This is a genomic window from Methylobacterium sp. TK31 (genome assembly GCF_055361545.1).
In genome coordinates this window covers 1,892,431-1,907,951 of record NZ_CM143964.1, presented here as the reverse complement: position 1 = coordinate 1,907,951, position 15,521 = coordinate 1,892,431, and the positions used below count along the sequence as shown (strand labels likewise).

At 70.5% G+C, this 15,521-nt stretch carries 11 protein-coding genes and 1 pseudogene; 8 read left to right on the top strand and 4 right to left on the bottom strand.

The genetic code is table 11. The features are described 5' to 3' along the window. The first annotated feature begins 54 nt into the window (after window positions 1-54). From ACXJY8_RS08695 to ACXJY8_RS08680, 4 genes and pseudogenes are all read left to right on the top strand, one after another. Window positions 55-519 (top strand): Lrp/AsnC family transcriptional regulator, encoded by a 465-nt coding sequence (locus ACXJY8_RS08695; RefSeq protein ID WP_463778801.1) that lies wholly within the window; start codon window positions 55-57, stop codon window positions 517-519. A gap of 537 nt (window positions 520-1,056) precedes the next feature. Then, complete coding sequence (gene gyrB / locus ACXJY8_RS08690; protein WP_463778799.1) at window positions 1,057-3,504, top strand: DNA topoisomerase (ATP-hydrolyzing) subunit B; 2,448 nt, start codon at window positions 1,057-1,059, stop codon at window positions 3,502-3,504. A 632-nt stretch (window positions 3,505-4,136) separates the two neighbouring features. Further along, window positions 4,137-6,083 (top strand): annotated as a pseudogene (locus tag ACXJY8_RS08685) (heavy metal translocating P-type ATPase). Between the two features lie 75 nt (window positions 6,084-6,158). Beyond that, window positions 6,159-6,974 carry a universal stress protein gene (locus ACXJY8_RS08680; RefSeq protein WP_463778797.1) on the top strand — a complete coding sequence of 272 codons (816 nt, stop codon included), beginning with the start codon at window positions 6,159-6,161 and terminating at the stop codon, window positions 6,972-6,974. A 115-nt stretch (window positions 6,975-7,089) separates the two neighbouring features. On the opposite strand, the gene ACXJY8_RS08675 is transcribed toward ACXJY8_RS08680, so the two are convergent. Both ACXJY8_RS08675 and ACXJY8_RS08670 read right to left on the bottom strand, forming a co-directional pair. Further along, entirely contained in the window at window positions 7,090-7,263 is a 174-nt protein-coding gene (locus ACXJY8_RS08675; RefSeq protein WP_463778795.1) for a hypothetical protein, read from the bottom strand. A 68-nt stretch (window positions 7,264-7,331) separates the two neighbouring features. Continuing rightward, window positions 7,332-8,192, bottom strand: a complete 861-nt coding sequence (locus ACXJY8_RS08670; protein ID WP_463778792.1) for a universal stress protein — start codon at window positions 8,190-8,192, stop codon at window positions 7,332-7,334. A gap of 300 nt (window positions 8,193-8,492) precedes the next feature. On the opposite strand from ACXJY8_RS08670, the gene ACXJY8_RS08665 reads away from it, so the two are divergent. The 3 genes from ACXJY8_RS08665 (at window position 8,493) to ACXJY8_RS08655 (ending at window position 11,207) form a co-directional block, all read left to right on the top strand. Next, complete coding sequence (locus ACXJY8_RS08665) at window positions 8,493-10,043, top strand: sensor histidine kinase (RefSeq protein ID WP_463778788.1); 1,551 nt, start codon at window positions 8,493-8,495, stop codon at window positions 10,041-10,043. Further along, entirely contained in the window at window positions 10,033-10,641 is a 609-nt protein-coding gene (fixJ, locus tag ACXJY8_RS08660) for a response regulator FixJ (protein WP_463778785.1), read from the top strand. Before ACXJY8_RS08665 ends, fixJ begins: the two co-directional genes overlap by 11 nt. Window positions 10,642-10,814: 173 nt before the next feature. Beyond that, entirely contained in the window at window positions 10,815-11,207 is a 393-nt protein-coding gene (locus ACXJY8_RS08655) for a response regulator transcription factor (RefSeq protein ID WP_463778782.1), read from the top strand. A gap of 463 nt (window positions 11,208-11,670) precedes the next feature. Here ACXJY8_RS08655 and ACXJY8_RS08650 read toward each other — a convergent pair whose 3' ends face one another. Continuing rightward, entirely contained in the window at window positions 11,671-13,017 is a 1,347-nt protein-coding gene (locus tag ACXJY8_RS08650; RefSeq protein WP_463778780.1) for an L-serine ammonia-lyase, read from the bottom strand. 337 nt (window positions 13,018-13,354) lie between these two features. Then, a complete protein-coding gene (locus tag ACXJY8_RS08645; RefSeq protein WP_463778778.1) occupies window positions 13,355-13,777 on the bottom strand; it encodes a response regulator in 423 nt (140 codons plus the stop codon). Window positions 13,778-14,367: 590 nt separating this feature from the next. On the opposite strand from ACXJY8_RS08645, the gene sfnG reads away from it, so the two are divergent. Beyond that, window positions 14,368-15,495, top strand: coding sequence for a dimethylsulfone monooxygenase SfnG (gene sfnG / locus ACXJY8_RS08640; RefSeq protein WP_463778774.1), 1,128 nt, complete (start codon window positions 14,368-14,370; stop codon window positions 15,493-15,495). Window positions 15,496-15,521: the final 26 nt, after the last annotated feature.

Sequence of the window (15,521 nt, the reverse complement as noted above, 5' to 3'; positions counted from 1 at the left end):
GGCCTTGGACGCATCGCCGTTGCGCTGCTGGCGCCTCGAACGAAAGGATCTTTCATGGACGCTGCGCTGGACCGCATGGATCTCAAGATCCTGCGCCTGCTCCAGGCGGACGGGCGGATGGGCAATGCCGAGATCGCCAAGCGGGTGAACACCAGCGCGGCCACCTGCCACCGGCGCATCCAGCGCCTGTTCGACGAGGGCTACGTCCGGGGCGTGCGGGCGCAGATCGCGCCCGAGAAGGTCGGGCGCGGCTCGCTGGTCATGGTCGGGGTGGTGCTCGACCGCTCGACGCCGGAGAGCTTCGCCGCCTTCGAGGCCGCGGCCCGGGCCATGCCGATGGTGCTCGACTGCCACCTCGTGGCCGGCGATTTCGACTACTTCCTCAAGATCCGCGTCTCCGACATGGCGGATTTCAACCGCCTCCACAGCGCGACGCTGATCGCCCTGCCGGGGGTCCGCCAGACCCGGACCTTCTTCGTGATGAAGGAGGTGGTCGACAACGCGCCGCTGGACATCTGAGAGGGTCGCTGGAGGTTGGGTCGATCCGGCGTTCCCGTGCCCCGGGGGAACGGACCCTGGCGTCCGACCCGGGCGCCGCGTCGGAAACCCGGGCGCAGCACCGCGTCGTCCCGGGGCCGCGCAGCGGAAGCCGGGATCCGGACGCGCAGGGGGGTGCCGAACCCGACGCCGTCGGCGGCTCCGGATGGCACGCCGCCGGCGCCCCCCTTCGGGCCCGGGCCCGCCTGCGCCCCCCGGAATGAGGGAGCGGTGCCATCCGCAATCGCCCTGCCTGCCACGAGGGGGGAACCGTATCCGGACCGATCGACGAACGCCTCGCGCGGCGCGCGGCGCGCGGGGCGCCGGCGGGGCAGCCTTGACCAATCGTTAAACCCGACCGCCCATCATCCCGTCGTTTCCAGCCTCCTGGAGCGCCTGAAACGATGCATTCTCAACGCGAAATGCTTATATTGCGTGGGCAAGCAAGAAACGCAGGCGGCGGGGGCCCGGCCTGGGCCGGCAAGCCCGGCCTGAATGCCCGCCTGCCCGAGGAAGTTCATGTCCGACAGTTCCCATAATCCCGCCGCCGATGCCTACGGCGCGGAATCCATCCGGGTCCTCAAGGGCCTCGACGCGGTGCGCAAGCGTCCCGGCATGTATATCGGCGACACCGACGACGGCTCCGGCCTGCACCACATGGTCTACGAGGTGGTCGACAACGCCATCGACGAGGCGCTCGCGGGCCACGCGGACCTCGTCACCGTCACGCTGAACGCCGACGGCTCCGTCACGGTCTCCGACAACGGCCGCGGCATCCCCACCGACATCCACAAGGAGGAGGGGGTCTCGGCGGCCGAGGTCATCATGACCCAGCTCCATGCCGGCGGTAAGTTCGACCAGAATTCCTACAAGGTCTCCGGCGGCCTGCACGGCGTCGGCGTCTCCGTGGTCAACGCGCTCTCGCAGTGGCTCCGCCTGCGCATCTGGCGCAACGGCCGCGAGCACGCGATGGAGTTCCGCCACGGCGACGCGGTCTCGCCGCTGGTCATCGTGGGCGACGGCAACGGCCGGCGCGGCACCGAGGTGTCGTTCCTGCCCTCCACCGACACCTTCACGATGATCGAGTTCGACTACGCGACGCTGGAGAAGCGCCTGCGCGAGCTCGCCTTCCTCAATTCCGGCGTGCGCATCGTGCTCACCGACGCGCGCCATGCCGAGCACAAGCGCGAGGAGCTGTTCTACGAGGGCGGCATCGAGGCCTTCGTGCGCTACCTCGACCGCTCGCGCAAACCCATCGAGGGCATGCAGAAGCCCGTGATGGTGCGGGCCGAGCGCGACAACATCCGCGTCGAGGTCGCCCTGTGGTGGAACGACTCGTTCAACGAGACCGTGCTGCCCTTCACCAACAACATCCCGCAGCGCGACGGCGGCACCCACATGGCGGGCTTCCGCGCCGCGCTGACGCGGCAGATCACCGGCTATTCCGAGTCGTCGGGCATCGCCAAGCGCGAGAAGATCTCGCTGACCGGCGAGGATTGCCGCGAGGGCCTCACGGCCGTGATCTCCGTGCAGGTGCCGGACCCGAAATTCTCCTCGCAGACCAAGGACAAGCTCGTCTCCTCTGAGGTGCGCCCGGCCGTGGAGAACGTGCTCAACGAGGGGCTCTCGAACTGGCTCGAGGAGAACCCGGCGCTGGCCCGCTCGGTGATGGCCAAGGTCATCATGGCGGCCTCCGCCCGCGAGGCGGCGCGCAAGGCCCGCGAGACCGTGACCCGCAAGGGCGTGCTCGACATCGCCTCGCTGCCCGGCAAGCTCGCCGACTGCCAGGAGCGCGATCCCTCGAAATGCGAGATCCTGCTGGTGGAGGGCGATTCCGCCGGCGGCTCGGCCAAGCAGGGCCGCGACCGGACCTTCCAGGCGGTGCTGCCCTTGCGCGGCAAGATCCTCAACGTCGAGCGGGTGCGCGCCGACCGGATGCTGTCCTCGGCCGAGATCGGCACGCTGATCACGGCGCTCGGCGCCGGCATCGGCCGCTCGTCCACCGACCGCGAGGGCTTCAACCCGGACAAGCTGCGCTACCACCGCATCATCATCATGACCGACGCGGACGTGGACGGCTCGCACATCCGCACCCTGCTGCTGACCTTCTTCTTCCGGCAGATGCCGGAGGTGATCGAGCGCGGACACCTCTACATCGCCCAGCCGCCTCTCTACAAAGCCGCCAAGGGCAAGTCGGCGCTCTACCTCAAGGACGAGCGGGCGCTGGAGGACTACCTCATCGATGCCGGCGTCGACGGCGCCGTGCTGCGGCTGGCCTCCGGCACCGAGTTCGGCGGCCCGCAGCTGAAATCCCTGGTCGAGGAGGCCCGCCAGTTCCGCGGGCTGATGCAGGCGCTCCACACCCGCTACGACCGCGCCGTGGTCGAGCAGGCGCTGATCGCCGGCGCCTTCCGGGTCCATGTCGACGAGAATGCGGCCGAGGCCGAGGTGCTGGCCGAGGAGACCGCCCGGCGCATGGACCGGATCGCCGACGACATCGAGCGCGGCTGGGAGGGCTCGGTCTCGGAGGGCGGCTACGTCCTCAGCCGGACCCTGCGCGGCGTGCGCCAGGTGGCGACCCTGGACGCCGCCCTGCTGGCCTCGCAGGAGGCCCGCCGCCTCGCCGACCGGGCGGAGGCCCTGCGCGAGATCTACGACGAGCCCGTCACCTACGCGCGCAAGGGCGACGAGACCACCCTGCACGGCCCCGTCGGCCTGTTCGAGGCGGTGATGGCCTTCGGCCGCAAGGGGCTGCAGCTCCAGCGCTACAAGGGCCTGGGCGAGATGACCGCCCAGCAGCTCTGGGAGACCACCCTCGACCGCGACGTGCGCTCGCTCCTGCAGGTGAAGGTCAAGGACACCCAGGACGCCGACGACCTGTTCGTGAAGCTGATGGGCGACGTGGTCGAGCCCCGCCGCGAGTTCATCCAGGACAACGCGCTCAGCGTCGCCAACCTGGACGTCTGACCGGACGGTTGTGATTTTCCAGAAGAGCCCGACCCTGGGATCGAGGGGTTTGATCTGATTCACTCGGGACCTTGTCGCTCCGGTCATCGACCTGCGAGGGAGAGGGTCAGTCGATTTGCGTAAAAGATCCTCCGTTGCGCTATGGCGCGGAGGATCTTCGGATCGCAACGATGTTCCTGCGTGGTCCGAGCCTGTGGGAATGTCCGTCGAACGCGCGCTTTTGTTCTCTCTATTCATTTGAGCCTCATCGCCTGTGCAGGCGATCTCCTGAAGCCGACACCCGCCGAGTGCTCCGATTCCTTCGAGCCGGCCGCGTCGCTGCATCCGAACCAGCCCTCACGCTGACGGCCGGCGCCGCTCTTGAAGCGTTTGCGCGTCGACCGCGCTCGGCAGAGTCAGGGAAGGCGTTGGGATCTCCCGGCATCCGGGCCATGCGCCCGGATCGATGCCCGACGATGGCGGGCGGCCGATCCCGCGACCTTGCGCGGGATCGAGGCGGTGAAAAAACGCGTCCCGACGGGTGATGCCGGATCGGCGCGGCGACGCCGCGGTCACCGGTTGATGCAGCGCAAGGCTCTTCGGTCGATACGAGCGCATCCCAGAGGCCCTCGACAGCCGAAAGCGCCCTTAGGATGACGACGGCAGCCATGGACCCGAGGGCGGCGGCAAAGCCGGCGGTCGTCGGCGGATTGCCCGCCTTGCGCGTGTGGCTGGCGGTCCTGCCGCTGGTCGGCCTCTGCGCCGGGCTGCTCGCCCAGGCGCTCGCTCGCCCGGAGATCGCGGCCTGGGCTTGGGCGCTTCCCACGCTGGTGATCCTCGCCGTCCTCGCGGCCCAGGTCGTGACCAGCCTGATGCGCGGCGATGTCGGGCTCGACCTGGTCGCCCTGCTTTCGATGGGCGGCGCGCTCGCCCTGTCCCAGCCCCTGGCCGGCGTCGTCATCGCCCTGATGTACGCCGGTGGCCAATCCTTGGAAGCCTACGCCTCCGGACGGGCCGGCCGGGCGATGACGGCGCTGCTCGCCCGCCAACCGCGCACCGCGTTGCGCGAGGACTCGAGCGGCGTGAAGGAGGTCCCCATCGCGGTCCTGGCGCCGGGCGACCGCATCCTCGTGCGCGTCGGCGACGTCCTCCCGGTCGACGGCCGCGTCGCCGCGGGCCGCGCCATTCTCGATCAGGCGACGCTCACCGGCGAGGCCTTGCCGGTCACGTTCGAGGCGAACGCGGCCGTGCTGAGCGGCACCGTCAATGTCGGTGCGCCGTTCACGCTCCGGGTCGAGCGCCGGGCCGCCGAGAGCACCTATGCGGGCATCGTCCGGCTGGTCGAGGCGGCCCGAACCCGGAAGGCCCCGATGGCCCGCCTTGCCGACCGCTACGGCCTGGCTTTCTTGGGCCTGACGCTGCTGCTGGCCGGGGGCGCCTGGGCCGCCACGGGCGATCCCCTGCGGGCCCTCGCGGTGCTGGTCGTGGCCACCCCCTGTCCGCTCATCCTCGCGGTGCCGGTCGCCCTGATCTCCGGCCTCTCGCGCGCGGCCGGCATCGGCGTCATCGTCAAGGGCGGCGGGGCCCTGGAGAAGCTGGCACGGGTGCGCGTGCTGGTGGTCGACAAGACCGGTACGCTGACCCACGGGACGGCGCGGCTGACCGGCGTGGAAATCCTCGGCCCGGTCGAAGATTAGGACGCCCTCGGGCTGGCGGCCTCCCTCGACCAGGCCTCCGGCCACCCGACCGCCCGTGCGCTGGTCGATGCGGCCCTCGCCCGCGGCCTTGCGCTGACGCGGCCGACGCAGGTGGCCGAAGTCCCTGGCGAGGGCGTCTCGGGCCTCGTCGAGGGGCGGCTCGTCCGGGTCGGCGGGCCCCGCCTGATGCGGGCGCAGGGCATCCCCTTCCCGGATACGGACGCCGTCCGGAACGCGGATGCTGTCGCGGCGACGGTCCTGGTGGCCGTGGACGGCAAGCCCGCCGCGATCCTGCGCTTCGCCGACCCGCTGCGGCGGGATGGCGGGCGGACGCTCGCGGACCTGCGCCGCTGCGGCATCGAGCGCATCGTGCTCGCGACCGGTGACCGGCGTGGCGTGGCCGACGCGCTGGTCGAGGGCCTGCCCATCGATACCCTGGAGGCGGATCTCGATCCCGCGGGCAAGACGCGGGTCGTGGCGAAGGTACGGGGGCGTGGGCTGGTGATGATGGTGGGGGACGGCGTCAACGACGCGCCCGCCCTCGCCGCCGCCGACCTCGGGGTCGCCCTCGGCGCCAGGGGCGCGGCCGCGGCGGCCGAGGCGGCGGACGTCGTCCTGCTGGTCGACAGCCTCGCGCCGCTTCCGGAAGCGATCCGTATCGCCCGGCGGGCCCGGGCCATCGCCCTCCAGAGCGTGCTGGTCGGCCTTGGCCTGTCGCTCGCCGGCATGGTTGCGGCGGCCCTGGGCATCCTGGCTCCGGTGCAGGGCGCCCTGGTGCAGGAGGCCATCGACGTCGCCGTCATCCTCAACGCCATGCGGGCGCTCGGCGGTCCGAAGACCGACACGGCCGCGTCGGCTCGCGAATCCCCGGCGCCGCCGCGATGGCCGCGGGCAATTCCTTGAGATGGATCAAGGCCGGCGGGATCGGACGGACCCAGGATCCCCTCTCGCCGGAGCCGGCGGCCTGGGGAGACGCTCGTGGGTTACGCCAACATCCTGGTATCCGTGGATCTGGATCACGGGTCCGCCGATCGCGTCCGGCTCGCCGCCGGCCTGGCGCGGCGCTTCGAGGCGGACCTGACCGGCGCGGCGGCCCGATCGATCCTCGAACCCTCTGCCTTCGCGAACCCGCAGGAGGACGCCATCCTGCGCGCTGCCGAGGAACGCCGATCCCGTGACGAGGCGGCCCGGGTCCGAGACGTGTTCACGCGCCATGCCGGCGAGGCCCCCCGCACCGCCTGGCATTCGACGGAGGGCGACCCGACGGCCAACCTCGTCCGGGAGGCGCGCGCGGCGGATCTCGTGGAAGTCGGGCGCCGTGGCCCGGCCGATGCCGTGCCGGGTGCGATGACGGTGCTGCCCGGCCCGTTGCTGATGGAGGCGGGACGTCCCGTCCTGGTCGTCCCACCCGATGCCGAGCACCTCAGCGCCGACCGCATCGCCGTCGCCTGGAAGGACACCCTCGAGGCACGACGGGCCATCCCGGCGGCACTGCCCTTCCTCCGGCAGGCGGACCACGTCTTCCTCGTCTCGGTGGGCGACGGGGCGGCGGCGCAGGGGATCGAGGCCGTGGCGGGCCACCTGACGCGACACGGCGCCAACGTCACCCTGCATGTCCTGGCCCCCGCGCTTCGCGGCGAGGCCGAGGAGGTCGTCCGGTTCGTGCGGCGCGAGTACGCCGACCTCATCGTCATGGGGGCCTACGGCCGGTCACGCCTGCGGGAATGGATCTTCGGCGGCATGACTCACGACATCCTCCGGACGACACCCGTCTGCTGCCTGATGAGCCATTGACGCCCCGCGCGCGCGTATCGCTTGCGCTGTTCGGGGGTCGCCGCGTCGGCTCGACGAGGTCATGCGCAGCATCCCGGGTGGCATCCCGAGCCCCGGGCCGTTCCGCCTGCCCGGGCTATTCGACGAAGCCCCAGGCGGCCTCCAGTGCCCGGCGGTCGTCATCGTCCAGGGGCTTCATCCAGTCGTCCTTCGCCCGGTCGTCCTTCTCCGCGGGACGCTCAGGCTGCCCGGGTCGGTCCGACGCCCGCGCCCCGTCGCGCTGCGAACCGGGTCGGGGCGGATTATCCACCCTCGCGATCCGTCCCGCGGGATGGCGAAGGGAACGTCGTCTCGGAGTCATCACGGTCTCCTCCATCCTCAATGGGCCAGGAAGAGCGGGGCCGGGCTGCCTCGAAGGAGCGAGCGTGTCACGCCCCCGAAGAAGAACTCCCGCACGGGGGAATGTCGGTAGCCCCCCAGCACGATCAGGTCCGCCCGCAGCATCCGTGCCTGATTGCGCAGCGTCTCCGCGATGCCGTCCGACCTGGGAATGTCCACGACGGTGACGTTCACGCCGTGGCGCACGAGGTGAGGCGCGAACTCGGCACCGGGGACGGACGCGTGGAGGTCCTCGGGATCGGCGACGCACACGATCTCGACCAGGTCGGCCGAGCGCAGGAACGGCATCGCCTCGTTGGCCGCCCGCGCCGCCTGCGCGCTGCCGTCCCAGGCCAGGACGATCCGCCGGGAGGCGAAGGCATCCGCGCCCGGCGGCACGGCGATGACGGGGCGGCCGCTGGCGAACAAGGCCTTCTCGATCATCTCGCGGTCGAGATCATAGGTCCGTGGCCCGGCATCCAGGACGGTCAGGTCGTAGAGGCGTGCCTGCCCGGCCAACCGGCTCACGATATCCGGGTAGGGAAGGCTCGGCGTTTCCGTGGTGCAGACCACGCCGGCCTGGGCCGCGTCCCCGGCGGAGCGCTCCGCGATGGATCGCGCCAGGGCATCGAGGCGACGGTCGATGGCCGCGACGCCCGCGTAGTCGAAGTCGCCCAGCCAGGCGTCGTCGCCCGAGAGGCGCCAGGACGCCGACTGTACGGTCAGGTGCGCGCCTGCGGCCTTGGCGAGCGTCAGCCCGTAGCCGATGGCGGCGGATGCGTCCTCGCGCTCGCCCGCCACGGCGGTGCCGACGAAGACGTCTCGGATCGCCGAGAGTGGGGAGGATGGGTTCTTCGACATGGCGGGTCTCCGGTCCTTGCCGGTCCCAGTGTTCGTCCCGTCGAACCCGAAGAGCCTTGATCCAGCGCAAACGGTCGCCGTCGCCGCAACGCCCTCCGGACGGAAGGGCGGGCGGCATCCGCCGACTATCCCCGGCGAAGCAAACCGAATAGCTTGCCGTTCCAGGAACCGTGAGGCGCGGTCGCGTGCGAAGAGGCGCGCGGCCGGGCGGAGCTCCGGTCCGATGCCGGCCTCATTGCGTAACGCCGACGACGACACCCTCCTCGGTTCGACCCGAGGTCTCTTCCGGAGGCGTCGACGATGACGGATCCGATCGCCCCGATGGCGCCCGATGAGGACGGCGACGGCCCGCCGACCATCGAGGAACTCCGGCAGACCCTGGACGACGTGGGCATCTGCATCTGGTCCCTGGACATCCCGCGCGGCCGCGTCTCGGTCTCGCCGACCTGCGCCCGGCTCTTCGGCGTTCCGCCGGAGCGGCTCACCACCTTCGCGGCCTCCCAGGCCCTGGTCCATCCCGACGACCGCCAAGCGCGGGCGGATGCCATCCAGCGGGTGTTGCGCGAGGGCGGGAGCTACGAGGTCGACTACCGGGTCCTGCGGCCGGACGGCCACCTCCGCTGGCTGCGCTCGCGCGGACGGGTGAGCCTCGACGCGGATGGCCGGCCGGCGCGGCATCGCGGCGTGATCCTCAGCATCCACGAGCAGAAGCAGGCCGAGGCGGACCTGCGCGCCCGCAAGGCGCATCTGCGCTCGATCCTCGACACCGTGCCCGAGGCCATGGTCGTCATCGACGAAGCGGGGATCATCACCTCCTTCAGCACGGCCGCCGAGCGCCTCTTCGGCTACGCGGCCGCCGAAGCCGTCGGGCAAAACGTCCGCATCCTGATGCCCGAGCCGATGCGCGGCGCGCATGACGGCTACCTCGACCACTACCGGCGAACCGGGGAGCGCCGCATCATCGGCACCAACCGCGTCGTGACGGGCCGGCGGGCGGACGGCACGCCCTTCCCGATGGAGCTCGCCATCGGCGAGATGCGCTCGGGCGACCAGGTCTTCTTCACCGGCTTCATCAACGACCTGACCGAGCATCACAGGACCCAGGCCCGCCTGCAGGAACTGCAAGCCGACCTCGTCCACGTCTCGCGGCTGAGCGCGATGGGCGAGATGGCCTCCACCCTGGCCCATGAGCTGAACCAGCCCCTCGGCGCCATCGCCAACTACACCAAGGGCTGCCGCCGCCTGCTGGCGAAGCCCGACCCCGAGGCCATCGCCAAGACCATCGAGGTCCTCGACAAGACCGCCGAGCAGGCCCTGCGGGCCGGGCAGATCATCCGCCGCCTGCGGGAGTTCGTGACACGCGGCGAGACCGAGCGCCGGCTCGAGCCGGTCGCGCGGCTGATCGAGGAGGCGGGCGCCCTGGCCCTGGTCGGCGCCCGCGAGCAGGGCGTGGCCACCCGCATCCGCATCGCCCCCGGCGTGACGACGGTGCTGGCCGACCGCGTCCAGGTCCAGCAGGTCCTGGTCAACCTGATGCGCAACGCGCGCGAGGCCATGCAGCAGAGCGATCGGCGCGAGATCGCCGTCGACGCCCGTGCGCTCTGCGCGGACCTGGTCGAGATCACGGTGTCGGACACCGGCCCCGGCATCGCGGACGCGGTCGCGGACCGGCTGTTCCAGCCCTTCGTCACCACCAAGGCCAGCGGGATGGGGGTCGGGCTCTCGATCTGCCGCACCATCATCGAGGCGCATGGCGGGCGCCTCACGGTCGAGCGCAACGCGGCCGGCGGGGCCACTTTCCGCCTGACGCTGGTGACCGCCCCCGAGGGAGACCCGATCCATGGCCGCTAGCCTCGTGCACGTCGTGGACGACGACCCGGCCATGCGGGATTCGGTCGGCTTCCTGCTCGACACCGCCGGATTCGAGATCGCGCTCTACGAGGCCGGGACGGACCTCCTCGACACGCTGGTCAAGCCGGCGCGCGGCTGCGTCCTGACCGATATCCGCATGCCCGGCATCGACGGGCTGGAGCTGCTGCGCCGCCTGCGGGCGGCCGGCCACACGCTCCCCGTGGTGATGATGACGGGACACGGGGACGTGCCGCTCGCGGTGGAGGCGATGAAGCTCGGGGCCTGCGACTTCGTCGAGAAGCCGTTCGGCGACGAGGCCTTGCTGCAGGCGCTGCGCTCGGCCCTGAACCGGGAGGGACCGGCCAGGGGCGCCGACCCCACCCTCGACGAGTTCGTCCGCCGGGTGGGTACCCTGAGCGAGCGCGAGCGCCAGGTGATGGACCGCCTCGTCGCGGGCGGCTCCAGCAAGGACATCGGCCGGGCGCTCGACATCAGCCCGCGGACCGTCGAGATCTACAGGGCCAAGCTCATGGCCAAGACCCAGGCGGCCAGCCTGCAGGAGCTGGTGCGATGGTCCGTTCTGGCGGGCCTGTCCTGAGGCGGCCTCGCGCCAGATCGAGTCTGGGCCAACTCGAGTCTGGGCCAAGTCGAGTTCGAGCCAAGTCGAGTTTGAGACGGGTCGGGTTTGAGCCAGGTCAAGGCGAAGGACGGAGCCTCTTCCCATCCTGTCGCCCTGCACCCGCTCCAACACCGTGCCCGCAGGCGAGCCCGATGGCGTCGAACCGCAAGTCCTTCATCTTCGTCGTCGACGACGACCCCGCGATCCTGCATTCGACCCGCTTCCTGCTCGAGGGCGAGGGCTTCTCGGTCCAGGCCTTCAGGAGCGGCCTGGATCTCCTGGAGGCCTTTCCCGGCCCCGAACCCCGCTGTGTCCTCCTCGATCAGGTCATGCCGGGCCTTCCGGGCCTGGAGGTGGTGGGCCGGCTGCGGGATCTCGACGCCCAGATCCCCGTGATCCTGATCACCGGGCATCCCGATCCGGCCATCCGGACGCGAGCCCGTGCCGTGGGGATCCCCCTCATGGAGAAGCCCTTCGTCTTCGAGACCCTCCTGGACATGATCCCGCCCGACGATCGCCGTGGGGACCGCCAAGCCCGCGCCTGAGGCAGACGGACAGCGCGTGGATGCGCACGGGTCCGTTCGCCGTGGGGGACGACGTCGCCGGTCGCGTCACGAACCAACCCACGCTCCCCTTCGCGCGACCCATCCGCGGCCAGGATGACCGGCCCGGCGGGCCACGGTCCTCACCAGCATCGATCCTCACCAGCATCGATATCGCTCGGCTCGCCGGGAACCTGTCCGCGAGCGGCCTGCCACCGGATGCCCTGCCACCGGATGCGACGTTGACCGTGGCGGACCGAAACGGAGCCATCCTTACTCGGGCGGATCTGGTCCGGCTCTCCAATGATCAACTGCGGGGATCGCACAGCTCCCGTCCCGATCTTTTTTGAATTCAGTCCTTATTCAATAAGGTTTCCTTTGGGCGCCGTTGGAACAAGGACCGATCCGGAGGCTATTTCTGGTCCTCTTCCTAGACGAGCGGTCACATGATGCGCGATTGGGCCGCTCAGCAGGCCGCGACGTTGACCGCCAGGCCGCCCAGCGAGGTTTCCTTGTACTTGGCCTGCATGTCGTGGCCGGTCTGGCGCATGGTCTCGATGACCTCGTCGAGGCTGACCCGGTGGATGCCGTCGCCGCGCAGGGCCAGGGAGGCGGCCACCACCGCCTTGTTGGCCCCGAAGGCGTTGCGCTCGATGCAGGGGATCTGGACCAGGCCGCCGATGGGATCGCAGGTCATGCCCAGATGGTGCTCCATCGCAATCTCGGCGGCGTTCTCCACCTGGGCCGGGCTGCCACCCAGGAAGGCCGCCAGCCCCGCCGCCGCCATCGCGGCCGCCGAGCCGACCTCGCCCTGGCAGCCGACCTCGGCGCCGGAGATCGACGCCCGGGTCTTGATCAGGCCGCCCACCGCCGCGGCGGTCAGCAGGAACTCCCGCGCGCGGGCCTCCGACCAGTCGGGGCAGAAATCGCGGGCGTAGCGCAGCACGGCCGGCACGATCCCGGCCGCGCCGTTGGTGGGCGCCGTCACCACGCGCCCGCCCGAAGCGTTCTCCTCGTTCACCGCCAGCGCGTAGAGGCTGATCCAGTCCACGATCTCGTGGGCGGCGCGGGCGTTGCGCAGGCGCCCGGCGGTGAGGTCGTCGTGCAGGCGCTTGGCCCGGCGGCGCACCTTGAGGCCGCCGGGCAATTCGCCGTCCTGGCGCAGGCCCCGGTCGATGCAGGCGAACATCGCGTCGCGAATGGCGTCGAGACCGGCCTCCACCGCCTCGGGCGCGCGCGAACCGCACTCGTTGGCGAACTGCACCTGTGCGATCGTGCGGTCCTCGCGCAGGCACAGGGCGAGCAGGCCGGCCGCGGAGGCATAGGGCAGGGGGCAATCCGCCTCGCCCCCCGGCGCGGCCTCAGCCTCGGTCACCACGAAGCCGCCGCCGATCGAGTAGTAGGTCTCGGTAGCAAGGGTCGCGCCGGCGCCGTCGAGGGCGCGGAAGCGCAGGGCGTTGGTGTGCAGCGGCAGCACGTCGGCGAAGTTGAAGGCGAGGTCGGTGCCCGGGTCGAAGGCGGGCCCGCCGGGGCCGAGCCGCTTGGCCGCCCCCAGGTCCGCGACGAGGCCGGCGACCGCATCCGGGTCGACGGAGCGCGGGTCGTGGCCGAGGAGCCCGAGGAAGATCGCCGTGTCGGTGCCGTGCCCGCGCCCGGTCCAGGCAAGGGAGCCGAAGATCTCGGCCTGGATGCGGGCGAGCCCGGGCAGGCCCTCGGCCCGGGTGCGGAACCGCAGCGCCGCCACCATCGGGCCGACGGTATGCGAACTCGACGGGCCGATCCCGATCTTGAAGAGGTCGAAGGCGCTGATCATCGGCTCTCGCGTTCCGGCACGCCCCGCGCAGGAACCGCGCCACCGGTCTTCCGGGATATCGGTCCTGCAAGATGGAGGTCCTGCAAGATGGAGGTCCTGCAAGATGGAGGTCCTGCAAGATGGAGGTCCTGTAACACACAGGTCTTGCAGGACCCGAATCTTGCCGGACGCGGGTCCCGCACAAGACGCGGGCCTCGCAGGATTGGGGCGGGCGCCGTTCGGGACGACGGTTGCCCGTTTCCTACCCCGACGGATCGTGGCCGCGCATCCCTCATCCGTGCCGCGGCCGATCGGGGGCGAGGCACGGCCCCGGTCCGGAAGGGAGAGCGGGATCGAGTCAGGCGGCCGCGCGGCCGTAATCGGGTCCGACGGCGCTCGAGGCCAGCAGATCGGCGACGAGGGCCACGAGCTGGTGCCCGTGATAGGGCGTGCGCAGGCGCAGGGCGCCCGGCTCGAGGGCCTCGGCGTCGAGCCGGCGCGGGGAGCGGGCGGTGTAGACCACGCCCACCGTGGGATCGAGGCAGCGGGCGACGCCGGCGAGGGAGAGGCCGTCCACCGTGTCGCGCACGTCGGCATCGGTCACCAGCACGTCGACCCGGCGCCGGCCCGTCTGGGCCAGGAGCAGGCTCTCCACCTCGCCGGCCGTGCGGGCGCCGAGGACGTCGTAGCCCGACATCTCGAGGCAGCTCGTGGTGATGGAGCGGGTCAACTCGTCTCCGGCGAGGAGAACCACGAGCGGTGGGCGGGACGCGGCCATCATGGACGGAATTCCTGGGTGAACCGATATCGGACGCTTCGGCTTTCAAATGGACGGTGGTTCGACCGTAGAAGCGACCAGTTAACGCGTCCTTAAACGACCAGTTTCATGAGGCAACAGCAATTCAGGCGACAAGCTTAAGAGATCAGCAATTTCGCATGCATGCCCATGTTATCAGCATCGACCTGCACGAAAAGACAGCGAAACTATCAATCCAATCCCATTGATTGGATTTAACCGCCGCCGCCCGCCCACAATAAGGGCATCCTTCGGCGGGGACGACCCCGCGACCGCCGCCGACGCGCCGGATCGGCGCTCGCGGCCTCCGGGCCGCCGCCCGCGGGGCAAACCTTCGGCCGCGCCGGCGAATGGGGGAAGGAGCTTTCCCATCCGGGTCGAAAAAAGCCGTTTGCTTCCTTTGACGTCGGCACATCTCCCAGCAATTCTAGACGCGGTTCCAGACATGGAACGACAAAGCAGAGCATGTCCCCGGACTAATCCAGTCTTCACGACGCCGTGATGGCTTCGACTTTTGTATTCATTCGACGGAATTCGAACACCGGAGCGCGCATGTCCGCGTTCCGCGGGAACGCATGGGTGTGATCATGGGCTTTCAACCTGAGTTTCGCGACGGCAACGAGCCGATCCGCTTCGCCTACTGGGTCCCCAACGTCTCGGGCGGCCTCGTCATCAGCAAAATTCCCCAGCGCACGGGCTGGGACGCGCCCTACAACCGGCGCCTGGCCCAGATCGCGGAGGCGGCGGGGTTCGACTACGCGCTGACGCAGATCCGCTTCACCGCCGGCTACGGCGCCGAGTACCAGCACGAATCCGTGGCCTTCAGCCATGCGCTTCTGGCCGCGACCTCGAAGCTGAAGGTCATCGCCGCCCTGCTGCCCGGGCCCTGGAACCCGACGCTCGCCGCCAAGCAGATCGCCACGATCAGCCAGCTCACCGAGGGGCGCATCGCCATCAACGTGGTCTCGGGCTGGTTCTCGGGCGAGTTCCGCGCCATCGGCGAGCCGTGGCTCGACCATGACGAGCGCTACCGCCGCTCGGAGGAGTTCATCCGCGCCCTGCGGGGGATCTGGACCCAGGACAACTTCACCTTCCGGGGCGATTTCTACCGCTACAGCGACTACACCCTGAAGCCCAAGCCCGCCGATCCGCAGCCTGAGATCTTCCAGGGCGGGTCGTCCCGCGCGGCGCGCGACATGGCGGCCCGGGTCTCGGACTGGTACTTCACCAACGGCAACACGCCCGAGGGCATCCGGGCCCAGGTCGACGACATCCAGGCCAAGGCGCGCGCCAACGGCCACGCGGTGAAGGTCGGCGTCAACGCCTTCGTCATCGCCCGCGACACGGAAGGCGAGGCCCGCGCCGTCCTCCAGGAGATCATCGACCAGGCCGATCCGGACGCCGTGAAGGCCTTCGGGCACGAGGTGAAGAACGCCGGCAAGGCCTCGCCGGAGGGCGAGGGCAACTGGGCGAAGTCGAGCTTCGAGGACCTCGTCCAGTACAACGACGGCTTCAAGACCAACCTGATCGGCACGCCGGACCAGATCGCCGAGCGCATCGTGGCCCTGAAGGAGGCCGGCGTCGACCTGGCGCTCCTCGCCTTCCTGCACTTCCAGGAGGAGGTCGCGTATTTCGGCGAACACGTCATCCCGCGGGTCCGCGCCCTGGAGGCGGCCCGCGCCGAGCGGGCGCGGGCGGCCTGAGCCGAACCGGCCCCCCGACCTCGCCA

Bases quoted from the DNA above. Each gene is read 5' to 3' on its own strand.
- ACXJY8_RS08650 (WP_463778780.1), bottom strand. From the start codon at position 13,017: ATGATCAGCGCCTTCGACCTCTTCAAGATCGGGATCGGCCCGTCGAGT.
- ACXJY8_RS08645 (WP_463778778.1), bottom strand. From the start codon at position 13,777: ATGATGGCCGCGTCCCGCCCACCGCTCGTGGTTCTCCTCGCCGGAGAC.
- ACXJY8_RS08665 (WP_463778788.1), top strand. From the start codon at position 8,493: ATGACGGATCCGATCGCCCCGATGGCGCCCGATGAGGACGGCGACGGC.
- ACXJY8_RS08670 (WP_463778792.1), bottom strand. From the start codon at position 8,192: ATGTCGAAGAACCCATCCTCCCCACTCTCGGCGATCCGAGACGTCTTC.
- fixJ (WP_463778785.1), top strand. From the start codon at position 10,033: ATGGCCGCTAGCCTCGTGCACGTCGTGGACGACGACCCGGCCATGCGG.
- gyrB (WP_463778799.1), top strand. From the start codon at position 1,057: ATGTCCGACAGTTCCCATAATCCCGCCGCCGATGCCTACGGCGCGGAA.
- ACXJY8_RS08695 (WP_463778801.1), top strand. From the start codon at position 55: ATGGACGCTGCGCTGGACCGCATGGATCTCAAGATCCTGCGCCTGCTC.
- sfnG (WP_463778774.1), top strand. From the start codon at position 14,368: ATGGGTGTGATCATGGGCTTTCAACCTGAGTTTCGCGACGGCAACGAG.
- ACXJY8_RS08655 (WP_463778782.1), top strand. From the start codon at position 10,815: ATGGCGTCGAACCGCAAGTCCTTCATCTTCGTCGTCGACGACGACCCC.